Raw genomic sequence first — 13,486 nt, 5'->3', positions numbered from 1 at the left:
CCTCGTGCTCGGTCAGCGGCCGTCGGCGGCGCGCAGGACGTAGCCGATGCCTCGCTTGGTGTGGATCATCGGCTCGCCCACCACGTCGATCTTGCGGCGGAGGTAGGAGATGTAGGACTCGACGATGCCGACCTCTCCGGACCAGTCGTAGTCCCACACGTGGTCGAGGATCTGGGTCTTGGAGACCACGCGGCCGGCGTTGAGCATGAGGTAGCGAAGGAGCTTGAACTCGGTGGGGGAGAGATCGATGGTGACGTCTCCGCGGTAGACCTCGTGCGAGTCCTCGTCCAGGCTCAGGTCCCCGACGACGAGCGCGCTCTCCACGGTCGTGTCCGATCCGCCGTGGGTGCGGCGCAGCACGGCGCGGATGCGGGCGACGACCTCCTCGAGACTGAACGGCTTGGTCACGTAGTCGTCGCCGCCGACGGTGAGGCCGGCGACCTTGTCCTGGGTCTCGTCGCGCGCGGTGAGGAACAGGATCGGATACTGCTCGCCGCGGTCCCGCAGGCGGCGGGTCACCGTGAAGCCGTCCATGTCCGGGAGCATGACGTCCAGCACGACCAGGTCGGGCTGATGCTCCGTGGCCTCGCGGATCGCCTCGTTGCCCGTCGACGCGGTGAACACCTCGAAGCCTGCGAAGCGCAGGGACGTCGCGAGCAGATCGCGGATGTTGGGCTCGTCGTCGACGACGAGCAGTCGTGCCTCGTACTCCTGGTCCGTGGTGTTCATGGGGCCACCGTCCTCCGCGCGCTTGGGAATCGGCTGGATGTCTGCTGGACGAGCGCGGAAGCGGATCCCAGGTTCGTCCGACGATGCTCGTGAGCGCTCAGCGTGAGGCCTTGCGCACCTTCTCCTGGGCCTTGCGGAGCTTCCGGATGCCCCAGCTCAGCTGGATGATCCGGACTGATCCGACGAGGCCCATCACGAGCGCGCCCGCGATCGCCGCGAGCAGCATGGCCACGCCCAGCGGCAGCTCGAACTGCGTGCCGAGATACTCGAAGGACGTGGTGACGTTGTTCTGGATGACGAAGATCAGCAGCAGCACCAGGATGATCGCGCCGAGGATCAGGGCCGTCCACAGCACGGCGGTCCGGCCGCCCCCGCCGACCTCGACCTCGCCGATGACCGGCTCCTGCTCGCTCGTGCCCTCGGGCTTCCGATCCGGACTCTCGGAGGTGCGGCTCCCCGGCGCGGGAGGCTTCTGCGCAGGCGACTTCTCCGCGGACGTCGAAGGATTCTCGGACTCCGTCCCGCCGGCCCGAGGCGCGCGGGAGACGGGACGGTCGGTGGGGTCCGGCTGCTCGGATCCGGTGGTCATGCTCGCTCCTGAGGACGATGGTCGGGCCGACGACGGGGCGAGGGGACGCAGGACGTCTCCTCGGCCGTCCGCCGACGGTCCACGATGCCGCCACTCTAGTCATCCAGGCGCTTCCCAGACAGGGGTGCGGCCGGATGCGTCGCTCAGTCCGCCTGCGACTCGCGGACTCCGTCGGCCGCGGCATCGCCGTTGACGTCGTCGGCCCCGCCCTCTGCGAGGATCTGCTCCGCATCGACGATCGAGTAGGCATAGCCCTGCTCGGCGAGGAAGCGCTGGCGGTGGGCGGCGAAGTCCTGGTCCTGGGTGTCGCGCATGACGACGGTGTAGAAGCGGGCGGAGCGGCCGTCGGCCTTGGGGCGCAGGAGTCGGCCGAGGCGCTGGGCCTCCTCCTGGCGCGAGCCGAACGCGCCCGAGACCTGGATCGCGACCGAGGCCTCCGGAAGATCGATCGAGAAGTTCGCGACCTTCGAGACCACCAGGCGCGAGATCTCCCCGGCGCGGAAGGCGTCGAAGAGCTCCTGGCGGCGGCGCACCGGCGTCTGCCCCGTGATCAGGTCGCAGCCGAGATGCTCGGCGATCTCCTCGAGCTGATCGATGTACTGGCCGATGACCAGCAGCGGCTCCCCGGGGTGGCGCGAGGCGAGGCTCTCGACGACCCGGATCTTGGCCGGATGCGCGGCACCGAGCCGCGGGCGATCCTCGGCCTCGGCCATCGCATAGGCCATGCGGTCGTCGGCGGGCATCGCGACGCGCACCTCGGTGCACTCCGCAGGGGCGATGTACCCCTGCGCCTCGATGTCCTTCCACGGGGCGTCGTAGCGCTTGGGGCCGATCAGCGAGAACACCTCGCCCTCGCGACCGTCCTCGCGCACGAGGGTCGCCGTCAGCCCGAGCCGGCGGCGGGCCTGGAGGTCGGCGGTCATGCGGAACACGGGCGCGGGCAGCAGGTGCACCTCGTCGTAGACGATCAGGCCCCAGTCACGGGCGCTCATCAGCTCCAGATGCGGATGGATGCCCTTCCGCTTCGTCGTGAGCACCTGGTAGGTGGCGATCGTGACCGGCCGGACCTCCTTGGAGGAGCCGGAGTACTCGCCGATCTCCTCCTCCGTCAGGGTGGTGCGTCGCAGCAGCTCCGCCTTCCACTGCCGGGCGGAGACCGTCGAGGTCACCAGGATGAGGGTCGTGCGCTGCATCGCGGCCATCGCGCCCGCGCCGACGAGCGTCTTCCCGGCGCCGCAGGGCAGGACGACGACGCCGCTGCCGCCATGGCGGAACCCGTCGACGGCCTCCTGCTGGTAGGGCCGCAGGGACCAGCCGTCCTCGACCAGCCCGATCGGGTGCGCCTCGCCGTCGACGTAGCCGGCGAGGTCCTCGGCCGGCCAGCCGAGCTTCAGCAGCGCCTGCTTGAGGGCGCCGCGCTCGGAGGGATGGACGACGACGGTCGACTCGTCGACCTCGGCGCCGAGCATCCCCTGGACGCGGCGCGCGCGCCGGACCTCCTCGAGCACGGCGCGGTCCAGCGCATGCAGCACCAGGCCGTGCACCGGATGCGCCTGCAGCTGCAGGCGCCCGTAGCGGTCCATGGTGTCCGCGACGTCGATCAGCAGCGAGTGCGGGACCGCGTAGCGCGAGCTGTCCACGAGAGCGGCGACGACGGTCTCGGCGTCGTAGCCGGCCGCGCGGGCGTTCCACAGGCCGAGGTCGGTGATCCGATAGGTGTGGACATGCTCGGGCGCCCGCTCGAGCTCGGCGAACGGCGCGATCGCCGCCCGAGCCGCGGCGGCGCGAGGGTGCGCGACCTCGAGCAGCAGGGACTTGTCGCTCTGGACGATGAGGGGGCCGTCGGTCATCCTCTCAGGCTACGCGGCGAGGACCGTCGCCGGCGGTCCGGGATCCTGAACCGCCTCGGCCGGGCTCGCCGGGCTCGCCGGCCCCGCTCACCCCCGTGCCGGCTCGGGCAGCGAGCGACCGCTGACGCGCTCGTGCATGCCCAGCTGGAACAGGATGCTGAACGGGATGGCGAAGACGATGCCGATGATGATGCTGCCCGCGATCGAGGAGGCCACGCTCATCACGAGCCAGGCCACGATGGTGGTGCCGAGGTTCGCGCGGGCCAGCGAGACGCTCTGCTTGATGGCCTCGACGGGGGAGGCCCCGCGGACCGCTGCGGGGATCGCGTAGAACAGCAGCACCGAGGCGATCAGGCCCGGGATGTACAGGAGGAGGCTGGCGACGCTGACGATCAGTCCGACCAGGAGGGCGGTCAGCATGACCCGCCCCGGCCCGATCATGGCCTGGCCGATGCTCGGCCGCCCGCCCTCGCGGACGATCTCGGCGGCGCGACCCGCACCCGACTCCCAGAACAGGACGATCGGTACGAGCAGCAGCAGGATAGCGCCGATGATCAGCATGTAGATGATCAGCACCGACAGAGGGAGCTCGTCCGAGGCCATGGCGTCCGACTGCGAGAAGAGGTAGCCGAGGCCGGCGGCGATGGCGATCGCGGTCACCACGACGATGAGGATCCCGTAGATGATGCCGCTGACGAGGTAGGTCACGGGATTGCGCAGCATCGCGCGTCCGGCGAAGGAGAAGGCGGCGCCGAGGTCCGACGCGAGGTCGGTGCCCGGCTGCGGTCCGATGCCGGTCTGGCCGCTGACGGGCTGCCCCCCATAGGGCTGACCTTCATAGGTCTGGCCGGCGGAGGCGGCCGACGGACCGTATCGGGGATCGGGCTGCGGGGCGGGATAGGGGTTCTCGGACATCAGCGAAGCTCCTGGTGCTCGGGGATGCCCACGACACTAGCGGCATGCGGGTCGGCCACGTGGAGATGCCCGGCGCGGGGCAGGCACGCTCTCGCCCGGATGGTGTGCGTCCCCTGCTCGCTCTCTCCTGACGCGCCTCCGCATGGGACCTTCGGGGGACCGCTCGGGATCGCCGCGACGGTCATTGTGGCGCAGAAGACGCCGCGGTCATCGCCGGTCGGCCGCGACCCCTGCTGCCGTCGGGACGGCCCGGGAGCCGATCGGCAGGCGATCGGCAGGTGAGAAGCGCGCCGACGCCGCTGGGAGACTCCTGCACGTCAATACCGTGAGTCGGGGTCGGACGTCCAGCGGGGGCGGGAGAGGTGGCCGAACGGTGACGGAAGAGGTGACAAGGAGTGGCACCGCACGACGGACGGATCGCGATCTCCCTAGAATGGACGGCGATGCCCCGGGGCATGTGGCGCCAGAGCGACCGATGAAGCGGTCGCCGCGTCGGCCCCGGATCGACTGTCGCCCGACTTGAGGAGATCCCATGGCAAGCTTCGCTCCGTCCCCCGCCGATGTCGCAGACATCGGCGTCACCGGCATGGCGGTGATGGGCTCCAACCTGGCCCGCAACCTGGCCCGCAACGGCTTCAAGGTCGCCATCCACAACCGCAGCGTCGCCAAGACCGAGAAGGTCGTCGACTCCTACGGCACCGAGGGCGAGTTCTTCCCCTCCGAGTCCTCCGCCGACTTCGTGGCCTCGCTGCAGAAGCCGCGCGTCGCGATCATCATGGTCAAGGCCGGCAAGCCGACCGACGCCGTCATCGACGAGCTCTCCGCCCTCATGGAGCCGGGCGACATCATCGTCGACGCCGGCAACGCCCTGTTCTCCGACACCCGCCGCCGCGAGGCCGCGCTGCGCGAGAAGGGCCTGCACTTCGTCGGCGCCGGCGTGTCCGGCGGCGAGGAGGGCGCGCTCAACGGCCCGTCGATCATGCCCGGCGGCACCAAGGAGTCCTACGACCGCCTCGGCCCGATGTTCGAGAAGATCTCGGCGCACGTCGACGGCACCCCCTGCTGCACGCACGTCGGCGCCGACGGTGCCGGCCACTTCGTGAAGATGGTCCACAACGGCATCGAGTACGCCGACATGCAGGTCATCTCCGAGGCCTACGACCTCATGTCGAAGGCCCTCGGCAAGAGCGCCTCCGAGATCGGCGACGTCTTCGCCGAGTGGAACAAGGGCGACCTCGAGTCCTTCCTCATCGAGATCACCGCCGAGGTGCTCCACCACGTCGACGCCACCTCCGGCAAGCCGTTCGTGGACGTCATCCTCGACCAGGCCGCCCAGAAGGGCACCGGCGCCTGGACCGTGCAGACGGCCCTGGACCTCGGCGTCCCGGTCACCGGCATCGCCGAGGCCACCTTCGCCCGCTCCGTGTCCGGCTCGACCCCGCAGCGCGAGGCCGGCCGTGCGGTCCTCCCCGCCGAGGCGCAGGACCTGGAGATCGCCGATCCCGCGCAGTTCGTGGACGACCTGCAGAAGGCGCTCTACGCCGCCAAGCTGGTCTCCTACTCGCAGGGCTTCGACGAGATCGCCGCCGGTGCCAAGGAGTACGGCTGGGAGATCGACCTGGGCTCGATGGCTCGCATCTGGCGCGGCGGTTGCATCATCCGCGCCAAGTTCCTCAACCGCATCACCGAGGCCTACGAGCGCAACGCCGAGCTGCCCCTGCTGCTCTCGGACGAGTACTTCACCGCCGAGATCGCCAAGTGCGTCCCGGCGTGGCGTCGCGTGGTGGCCTTCGCCGCCGCCGCCGGCTACCCCGTCCCGGTCTTCGCCTCGACGCTGTCCTACTACGACTCGGTGCGCTCGGACCGCCTGTCCGCCGCCCTGGTCCAGGCCCAGCGCGACTTCTTCGGCGCCCACACCTACAAGCGCGTCGACACCGAGGGCACCTTCCACGTGGAGTGGTCCGAGGATCGTCGCGAGACGAAGCAGGACTGACACTGGGGGTGCCGCGCAGGACTGTCCTGCGCGGCACCTCGTCGGCGTCGATGACGCCCGCAGCACGACAGGACCCCGGACCGATGGTCCGGGGTCCTGTCGTGCTGCGCTCGGAGATGCTCTGGTCTCGAACTCCTCCTGGGCGGTGCACCGGAGCAGCGGCCTGGGCGATCGCTCAGGAGCAGATCGACCTGGCGATCAGCCGGTGGCGATCAACCGGTGGTGATCACCAGCAGGCGCTGGTCAGTAGGTGGATGTCGAGTAGGACGCCGTGAAGGCACCTGTCGCGATGGCGATGATGAACAGAAGGATGTAGAGGACCCACACGATCGCGAAGACGATCCAGCCCCACTTGTAGTACTTGTTGGCCGTCTCGAGGTCGGTGTCGGCCTTGACCAGGCCGAGGATCGCCAGGATCAGGGTGATGATGTTGCCTCCGCAGAGGACGGAGACGACGAGCTGGACGATCCACTTCGTCTTGCTCACGGGCGCGCCGCCGCTGACGGTGCTGAAGTTCTGATCGGACATGGTGATGGCCCCCTTGGAGGTGCGGGAGTCGGCTCCCTGGTGTCGGTCACGGCACCGCTGGGCCGGAGAGCCTGAGCGATGCCGGTGCATATCTTAACCCTGGGAGGACCCTGAGCCGCGAAGGGGAGAACTCCCCATGCGCTCCGCCGGGAGGTCGGGCGACCTGTCAGCCCAGCGTCACCCGGTGGACGAGCACCGTGAACTCTCCGTCCGGGTCGACCGTCGGAGCCGCACCGCGCACTCCGGCCGCGGACCGCGCGCGCAGCCTGCCGCCCTCGAGCGAGACGGGCAGGACCCGGTGAACCTCGACGCCACCGCGCCCGTCCACGATCCCGAGCTCGAGCTCCGAACCCTGGGCGATCGCCTCCAGCAGACGGTCCGTGACCGACAGCTCGGTCTCGCCCCTCTCTGCGGACCGGATCCGGGCGACGGCCTCGAGTGCCGGAAGTCGCAGGTCAGGACTCTCGACGGTCACGAGATCCACGTCGATCGGCCCGCCGACGAGGGCATGGGCGAGCTCGGGCCCGCCGGACCGGCCATCAGGTCCGACGGCGACCGGGGACAGTCCCGCACGGCGAGCCACCTGGAGGGCGAAGCCGGCGTCCGACGTCGTCACGGCGACGGTCGGCGCGATCCGATGCAGGGACAGCACCGAGGCCTCCGACGAGGCCTGCAGCAGGTCGAGGACCTCCGCATCCGCGGTCAGCACGGTGGAGGCGCGGGAGACCTGGACCCGTCCATGGCGGCGCCTCTCGTCCTGGATCAGATACTCGAGAGCCTGCGGCAGGGGGGTGCGCGAGGCCGAGGCCAGCAGCTCCCGCAGCTGCTCGGGATCGCGTCCCGCGCTGATCGCCCGCCGCAGCGAGGCCGAGCTGAGGCGCAGGGTGAGCGCACCGCCGCGGGAGACGATCTCGCCCCAGTCCAGGAGGGGCATCAGCCGCTCCGTCGGGCGGCCTGGGATGACGACCGTGAGATCGGCGTCCAGCAGCACCTCGTCGACCGGAGGCGGTGCGACCTCGCGCAGGATCGCGGCGAGGCGGTCGTCGGCCTCGACGACAGTCATGTCGAGGGTGCTCACGAGCTCCTGGCCGAGCACGGTCAGGGCGCCGTCGTCGACGAGGCCCAGGACCTCGCCCTCGGCGAGCAGCGCTTCGGTCTCCTCGACGGCGACCGTCTGCGGGATCAGCGGGAACGCCCAGGCGAGAGAGGCGCACAGGGACTCCGCGGTCGCGGCGACGCCGGGGGAGGTGCGCAGCGCACGCAGCAGGCTGCCGCGGCGCGTGCGCACGCCGTCCCGTCGGGTGAGATCCGAGAGCAGCGACCGGGAGGTGCCCGACGCGTCCGGGGTGCCGACGACGGCTGCGAGGTGATGGCCCCGCGCCCAGGCGAGGGCGAGCTCCGCCCAGCGCTCCTCGGCGGGCAGGCAGCGGTGGGCGTCCCAGTCGCGCGTCGGGTGCCATTCCTGGCCGTCGTGCCCGATGAGCCCGGCCTGCCATGCCGTCTGCAGGACGGTCGCCATGGCGACGACCTCGACGCCTGCGCGATCTGCCAGCCGTCTCAGGTCCCGCTGCGGCAGGCCCCCTCGTCGCAGCACGCCCGGCGGATCGTCGTCGAAGCCTCGCACGGTGCCCAGCACCCGCAGCGCCTCGAAGGCGTGCTCGACCGCCTGCGCGGTGCGGGAGCCCGGAAAGCGCTCGTGCAGTGCAGGTCCGTCGGGAGCGGGCCGACGGGCGATGTGCGAACGCCGCACGCGGCCGTCGCGCAGGGCGAGGTGGACGGTGCGGGGGATGCGCAGAGGTCCGTCGTCATCGGCGCGGACGATGCCGGCGCGACGCAGCGCCCGCGCGAGCTCGCCCTGCCCGGTTACCTCGTTCGGCCCCCAGGCGAGGGTGCCGAGCACGGTGGAGAGGCGCTCGTCGGACCGGGCCGCCTCGACGATCTCCCGAGCCTCCTCATCGGAGGGGTCGTCCCGCAGCGCAGGGGCGAGGCCCGCCGGGGAGCGCAGCCCTTCGCGCAGGGGCCGGACCAGGTGCAGCTCGTCCTCGCCCCACACCAGGGCGAGGGTCTGCAGGCGCTCGATCTCGGGCGAGACCGTCGGCGGGTCCGACGAGACGGCGTCGGCCAGCATCGACGGCGAGGCGCCGTCGGGGAGCACGGCGAGGGCCTCGACGAGATGCAGCTCGGGCAGGGTCAGAGCATCCAGGGCACGCCGTGCGGAGGTCGCACCGGCGGCGCGGGCGGCGAGAGGGGCGATGCCCTGGGGGACGGGCGAGGCGAGATCCGGTCGGGCGATCAGCAGCGCCTCGAGGCGTTCATCGCCGAACCGTCGCAGGGAGTCCGCGAGGGACCTGATCTCAGCGGTCATGATGCGTCCCAGCATAGGCTTGGCCCCGCCCCCATAGCCCAATCGGCAGAGGCGGCCGCCTTAAAAGCGGCACAGTGCGGGTTCGAGTCCCGTTGGGGGCACTGGCAGTCTGCTCCGCGTGCGCGTTCGACCCTCAAGCGGTGCCGCGCGCTGTGCTCAGCAGGTCGGGGTCGTGGGGGTTGACCAGCATCAGGGTCGGATCGCGACGCGCCTGCAGGGAGGCCAGCCGAGCCTGGTTGGCACGGAGCTGGGGGAGGTCGGTGGCGAAAGCCGCCTCCTGCAGGCGCAGCGCCACCGGAGGGCGTCGGCCGTGATCGAGCGTGCCGGGGTGGTAGAAGCAGTCGCCCGCATGCAGCACCCAGCGCTCACCCGCGTCGACGGCCACCCCCATGTGTCCCCGGCTGTGGCCATGCAGCGGGACGAGAAGGATCCCGGGGTCGATCTCCTCGAGCGCTGTCACCCCGTGGAAGCCCCGCCAGCTCTCCCTGCCCGGCTCGTGCCCGATCAGCCGCGGGCGGTGCGCCCACTGCCGTGCGCTGTAGCGCTGTCGCTCGAACCAGGTCGGGCGCTCCCGGATGGCCCGCGCCTCCACGGCGCCGGTGTGCACGCACGCCCAGGGGAAGTCGGAGAGTCCGCCGGCGTGGTCGGAGGCGCCGTGCGTCAGCACGATGTCCCGCACGTCGTGGGGGTCCAGGCCGCGCGCCCGGATCTGCTGGATCGCGGTCTGCTCGTCGACCAGCGCCGGCCTGATCACCGCCCGGTAGGGGCCGATCCGCCCGGCAGGGTCGGCGATGTCGCCCATCCCGAACCCGGTGTCGACCAGCACCAGGGAGGTCGAGGTCTCGATCAGCAGCACGTGGCAGACGAGCGGTGCACCGGGCATCCGCATCGTGCCGCAGTTCAGATGGTGGACCTTCATGCGGAGGGCCTCCAGCCGGTCGGGGTCGTCACGAGCAGGCGCGCTCCCGAGGTCGCCGGATCAGTGGCGATCCCGACCAGTGCGGACGCCACGTTCTCGAACGGCAGCGTGGGCAGGCCCGGCACCTTCGCGACCCGCTCCAGGGGCTCGACCGCGACCTGCGGCAGAGCCGGGGCGTCCTTGAGGTTCACCGGATACACGATCGTGTGGTCGAGGCCGGAGGTGGCGAGGAGCTCGTCGGCGGCGGCCTTGTCGGCGAAGAACCTCCCCAGGACCGTGCGGTAGACGAGCCGCGCGAAGCCCGACGCCTTCTGCGCCGTCTCCCCGGCGCCGAAGGCGGAGACCAGGATGATCCGGCGTGCGCCCGATCGGCGGACCGCTTCGATGATCGCGGGCATGGCGCGCTGCATGAAGGTGGCGTCCTTGGTCGGCCCCGTGACGGCGACGACGACAGCGTCGGCGCCCTCGGAGGCCGACGCGAGCGCATCCGCGTCGGCGACGTCGCCGCCGATGACGCTGAGACCCGGTGCCTTCTGCACCGCCTCCGGCCGACGGGCGTACGCGACGACCTCGTGACCGGCGGCGAGCGCTTCCTTGACGGTGCGGGATCCGACGTTCCCGGTGGCTCCGACGATGACGATCTTCATGGTGTGCTCTCCTCTGCTGAAGCTGCGTGCTGCTGGGGGTGTGGCGTGCTGTGGGGTGATGGACTGCTGCGGGGGTGATGGACTGCTGCGGGCTGATGGACGGCCGCTGCGGCGGTCGACGTCCGGCCCCGACGCTGCGGGCCGGGGGATCAGGGGGCGAGGGGCCGACCCAGGACGGTCTCGACGGCGCCGATGCAGAGATCGAGGGCGGGCTCGCGGTCGATCTCCTCGGAGTCCTCCGCGTGCCGCGCCGTGAACTCCACGAACGCGAGCCATGCCCCGAGAGCCAGGCGGCTCTGGGGGGGGGTGTCGGGTGTGCCGGTCGCCTCCAGGAGCCGCTGGACCTGGACGGCGTGGTTGGCGGTCGCGAGCCGCGCCGACGACGAGGTCGGTGGGGCCGAGGGCATGTACAGCTCGCGCACGCCCCCGGCGCTCGCGGCGAAGTGGTCGAAGTAGGCGGTCAGCGCGCGGCGGAGGTTCTCCTGCTCGGATGCCCCCTGCGCGGGTGCGGTGGCGGCGAGGAGGCGGTCCGCTTCCCTCTGCCACACCGCGTCCAGCAGGCTCTCCTTGCCGGGGAAGTAGTGGTAGACGAGTGCTCGGGTCACTCCGGCATCTCGCGCGATCGCGCTCATCGACGCCGCGGCCGCTCCGTCGCGGGCGAAATGCGTCGCAGCGATCTCGATGATCTGCTCTCGACGCCGCTCCGGTGCGAGGCGCGGTCCGACGATCTCGTTTGACATGTGTCCAATGCACATCGGATCCCGCGACGTCGTCCGCAGGAGGTCGGAGGAGGTCGGAGGATGTCCCACAATGGAGACATGACCCCCTCCGTCCCTCCGTCGTCCGCTGCGCCCTCCGATCCGAGAGCGGGAGTCCCCGGCTCCGAGGCTGCCGCGGCGCCGCTGATCCCGGCTGATTCGATCCCGGGCGATCTGATCCCGGCCGAGGAGAGGGCGTCGATGGCTGCACGGATGGACCGGGTGCTCGCGCGGATCGATGAGGCGGCGCGGCGCGTCGGCCGCGACGGCAGCGAGGTCACCCTGCTGCTGGCGACCAAGACCCGCACCCCCGCGCAGGTGGCCGCCGCGATCGAGCTGCTGCGCGAGCGCGGGCGGAGGATCGCGGTGGGCGAGAACCGGGCGCAGGAGATCGCCAAGCATGCCGATCCCCTGCTCGTCGGCAACGGTGTGGCCCGCCACTTCATCGGCCGTCTGCAGACCAACAAGGCCCGTGACGTGGTCGCCTTCGCCGAGATGATCCACAGCGTCGACCGCGACGACATCGCCGATGCCCTCGAGCGCCGGGCCGAGCTCGCGGACCTCCATCGCGAGGTGCTCGTGCAGGTCAACACCTCTGGGGAGGAGTCCAAGGGCGGCTTCGAGCCGACGGTCGAGGCGCTCATGCCGATCCTCGAGCGGCTCGCCGCGAGCGAGCGGCTCCGTCCCGTCGGACTCATGACCATCGGGGCGAACACCAGCGACGAGACGGCGGTGCGGGCCTCCCTGCGGCGCCTGCGCGAGCTCTCCGAGCAGCTGCGCGAGCGAACCGGACTCGAGAGCCTCCGCGAGCTGTCGATGGGCATGAGCGGAGACCTCGAGATCGCTGTCGAGGAGGGCGCGACCATCGTGCGCGTGGGATCTGCGATCTTCGGAGCCCGGCCCGCCTGAGGCGCCCGATCGCGCTGGTTCACGCGCTGTCATCCTCGACCCGGGCGGAAGGGTGCGCGCCTACTCTGAGCGGGGCGCTCCCTGAAGCGCCTTCACCAGCGATTCCGTGCTCACAGGAGGCCCCGGTGCACATCCAGACGACAGCGGTGCATGCTCTGCGCTCGCACGACGCCGACGATCTCGGTGCCGTGGTCCCGCCCCTGCACCTGGCCTCGACCTTCGCGCACGACATCGACACCGAGGAGTCGGTCTACCACTACCAGCGGGCCGCGAACCCGACCCGCGCGCAGCTCGAACAGGTGCTCGCCGCGCTCGACGGCGCCGAGCACGCCTTCGCCTTCGCGACCGGGATGGCGGCGATCGCGGCCGCGTTCTCGACCCTGCGGCCCGGTGACGAGGTGATCCTCCCGGCGAGCGTCTACGGCGGCACCTACCGGTATGTGCGCGAGGTGCTCGCGCCGCGCGGCGTCGTCGGCCGCTTCGTCGCCGACATCGGGGCCCTCGGCGACGCCGACTTCGGGCCCGCCACGCGGATGCTCTATCTCGAGACGCCGTCGAACCCGACGCTGCGGGTCACCGACCTGCGCCGCGCGGCGGACCTCGCCCATCGTCACGACGCCCGGGTCGTCGTCGACAACACCTTCCTCTCGCCGGTGCTGCAGCGTCCGCTCGCGCTCGGGGCCGACGCCGTCGTGCAGTCAGCGACCAAGTACCTGGCCGGCCACTCCGACCTCCTGGCGGGGGCTCTGACCACCTCCGATGCCGCGCTCGCCGAGGCGTACGCGCTCGCGCAGACGATCGAGGGCGGGGTCCTCGCACCCATCGACGCCTACCGTCTGATCCAGTCGATCAAGACCCTGCCGCTGCGGCTCGAGCGTCAGCAGGACAATGCGATCGCGATCGCCGAGCACCTGCGCGAGGATCCGTCGGTCGCCCGCGTGCTGGTGCCCGGATGGGCCGACGAGGAGGAGGCCCGCGTCCAGGCTGAGCAGGCCGACGGCCCGGGCGCCGTGCTCTCCTTCGAGCTCGCCCCGCACCTCGACCGCACCGCGTTTCTGAAGGCGCTGCGGCTGCCGGTCTACGCGGTGAGCCTCGGCGGCGTCGAGACCCTCATCTGCCGTCCCGCCTCGATGACCCAGGAGGCGATGACCCCCGCCGAGCGCACGGAGGCCGGCATCTCCGAGGACCTGCTGCGCCTCGCGGTCGGCATCGAGGACCTCGGCGACCTGATCGCCGATCTCGATCAGGCGCTCGCCGCGGCCGGCTGACGGTGCTCGGGCGCCG

General features: G+C 71.3%; 12 protein-coding genes and 1 tRNA gene. 4 read left to right on the top strand and 9 right to left on the bottom strand.

Translation table 11 applies throughout. The features are described from left to right. Positions 1-12: 12 nt before the first annotated feature. The 4 genes from ACZ5AJ_RS10305 to ACZ5AJ_RS10290 all read right to left on the bottom strand — a co-directional run bounded on the left by ACZ5AJ_RS10305 (position 13) and on the right by ACZ5AJ_RS10290 (position 4,083). A complete protein-coding gene (locus ACZ5AJ_RS10305; protein WP_464133843.1) occupies positions 13-729 on the bottom strand; it encodes a response regulator transcription factor in 717 nt (238 codons plus the stop codon). Between the two features lie 97 nt (positions 730-826). Continuing rightward, complete coding sequence (locus ACZ5AJ_RS10300) at positions 827-1,318, bottom strand: LapA family protein (RefSeq protein ID WP_464133841.1); 492 nt, start codon at positions 1,316-1,318, stop codon at positions 827-829. A gap of 143 nt (positions 1,319-1,461) precedes the next feature. After that, positions 1,462-3,168, bottom strand: a complete 1,707-nt coding sequence (locus tag ACZ5AJ_RS10295) for a DNA repair helicase XPB (protein ID WP_464133838.1) — start codon at positions 3,166-3,168, stop codon at positions 1,462-1,464. 87 nt (positions 3,169-3,255) lie between these two features. After that, positions 3,256-4,083, bottom strand: coding sequence for a DUF7847 domain-containing protein (locus ACZ5AJ_RS10290; RefSeq protein ID WP_464133835.1), 828 nt, complete (start codon positions 4,081-4,083; stop codon positions 3,256-3,258). A 532-nt stretch (positions 4,084-4,615) separates the two neighbouring features. Here ACZ5AJ_RS10290 and gndA point away from each other — a divergent pair. Further along, positions 4,616-6,076 carry an NADP-dependent phosphogluconate dehydrogenase gene (gene gndA, locus ACZ5AJ_RS10285; RefSeq protein ID WP_464133831.1) on the top strand — a complete coding sequence of 487 codons (1,461 nt, stop codon included), beginning with the start codon at positions 4,616-4,618 and terminating at the stop codon, positions 6,074-6,076. A 243-nt stretch (positions 6,077-6,319) separates the two neighbouring features. On the opposite strand, the gene ACZ5AJ_RS10280 is transcribed toward gndA, so the two are convergent. Together ACZ5AJ_RS10280 and ACZ5AJ_RS10275 are read right to left on the bottom strand one after the other, a co-directional pair. Then, on the bottom strand, positions 6,320-6,604 hold the full coding sequence (locus tag ACZ5AJ_RS10280; RefSeq protein WP_464133829.1) for a hypothetical protein: 285 nt from the start codon (positions 6,602-6,604) through the stop codon (positions 6,320-6,322). Between the two features lie 166 nt (positions 6,605-6,770). Beyond that, positions 6,771-8,969, bottom strand: coding sequence for a helicase-associated domain-containing protein (locus ACZ5AJ_RS10275; protein WP_464133825.1), 2,199 nt, complete (start codon positions 8,967-8,969; stop codon positions 6,771-6,773). A gap of 27 nt (positions 8,970-8,996) precedes the next feature. Here ACZ5AJ_RS10275 and ACZ5AJ_RS10270 point away from each other — a divergent pair. Beyond that, positions 8,997-9,070 (top strand) — tRNA-Leu (locus tag ACZ5AJ_RS10270). A gap of 32 nt (positions 9,071-9,102) precedes the next feature. Here the strand turns inward: ACZ5AJ_RS10270 and ACZ5AJ_RS10265 are convergent. The 3 genes from ACZ5AJ_RS10265 to ACZ5AJ_RS10255 all read right to left on the bottom strand — a co-directional run bounded on the left by ACZ5AJ_RS10265 (position 9,103) and on the right by ACZ5AJ_RS10255 (position 11,275). Continuing rightward, the gene (locus tag ACZ5AJ_RS10265) at positions 9,103-9,888 is read right to left on the bottom strand and encodes an MBL fold metallo-hydrolase (RefSeq protein WP_464133822.1); all 786 of its coding nucleotides are present in this window, start codon (positions 9,886-9,888) and stop codon (positions 9,103-9,105) included. Then, positions 9,885-10,535, bottom strand: coding sequence for an NAD(P)-dependent oxidoreductase (locus ACZ5AJ_RS10260; protein ID WP_464133817.1), 651 nt, complete (start codon positions 10,533-10,535; stop codon positions 9,885-9,887). The genes ACZ5AJ_RS10265 and ACZ5AJ_RS10260 overlap by 4 nt, the downstream gene beginning before the upstream one ends. A gap of 149 nt (positions 10,536-10,684) precedes the next feature. Continuing rightward, a complete protein-coding gene (locus tag ACZ5AJ_RS10255; protein WP_464133815.1) occupies positions 10,685-11,275 on the bottom strand; it encodes a TetR/AcrR family transcriptional regulator in 591 nt (196 codons plus the stop codon). Positions 11,276-11,353: 78 nt separating this feature from the next. Between ACZ5AJ_RS10255 and ACZ5AJ_RS10250 the strand changes: the two genes are divergently transcribed. Continuing rightward, positions 11,354-12,202, top strand: coding sequence for a YggS family pyridoxal phosphate-dependent enzyme (locus ACZ5AJ_RS10250; RefSeq protein ID WP_464133812.1), 849 nt, complete (start codon positions 11,354-11,356; stop codon positions 12,200-12,202). A 125-nt stretch (positions 12,203-12,327) separates the two neighbouring features. After that, positions 12,328-13,470 (top strand): trans-sulfuration enzyme family protein, encoded by a 1,143-nt coding sequence (locus ACZ5AJ_RS10245; protein ID WP_464133809.1) that lies wholly within the window; start codon positions 12,328-12,330, stop codon positions 13,468-13,470. Positions 13,471-13,486 lie beyond the last annotated feature (16 nt).

This window comes from Brachybacterium zhongshanense, from assembly GCF_055385755.1.
Note: the sequence above shows the minus strand (reverse complement) of the source record. Positions and strands in the feature narration are given on the sequence as shown.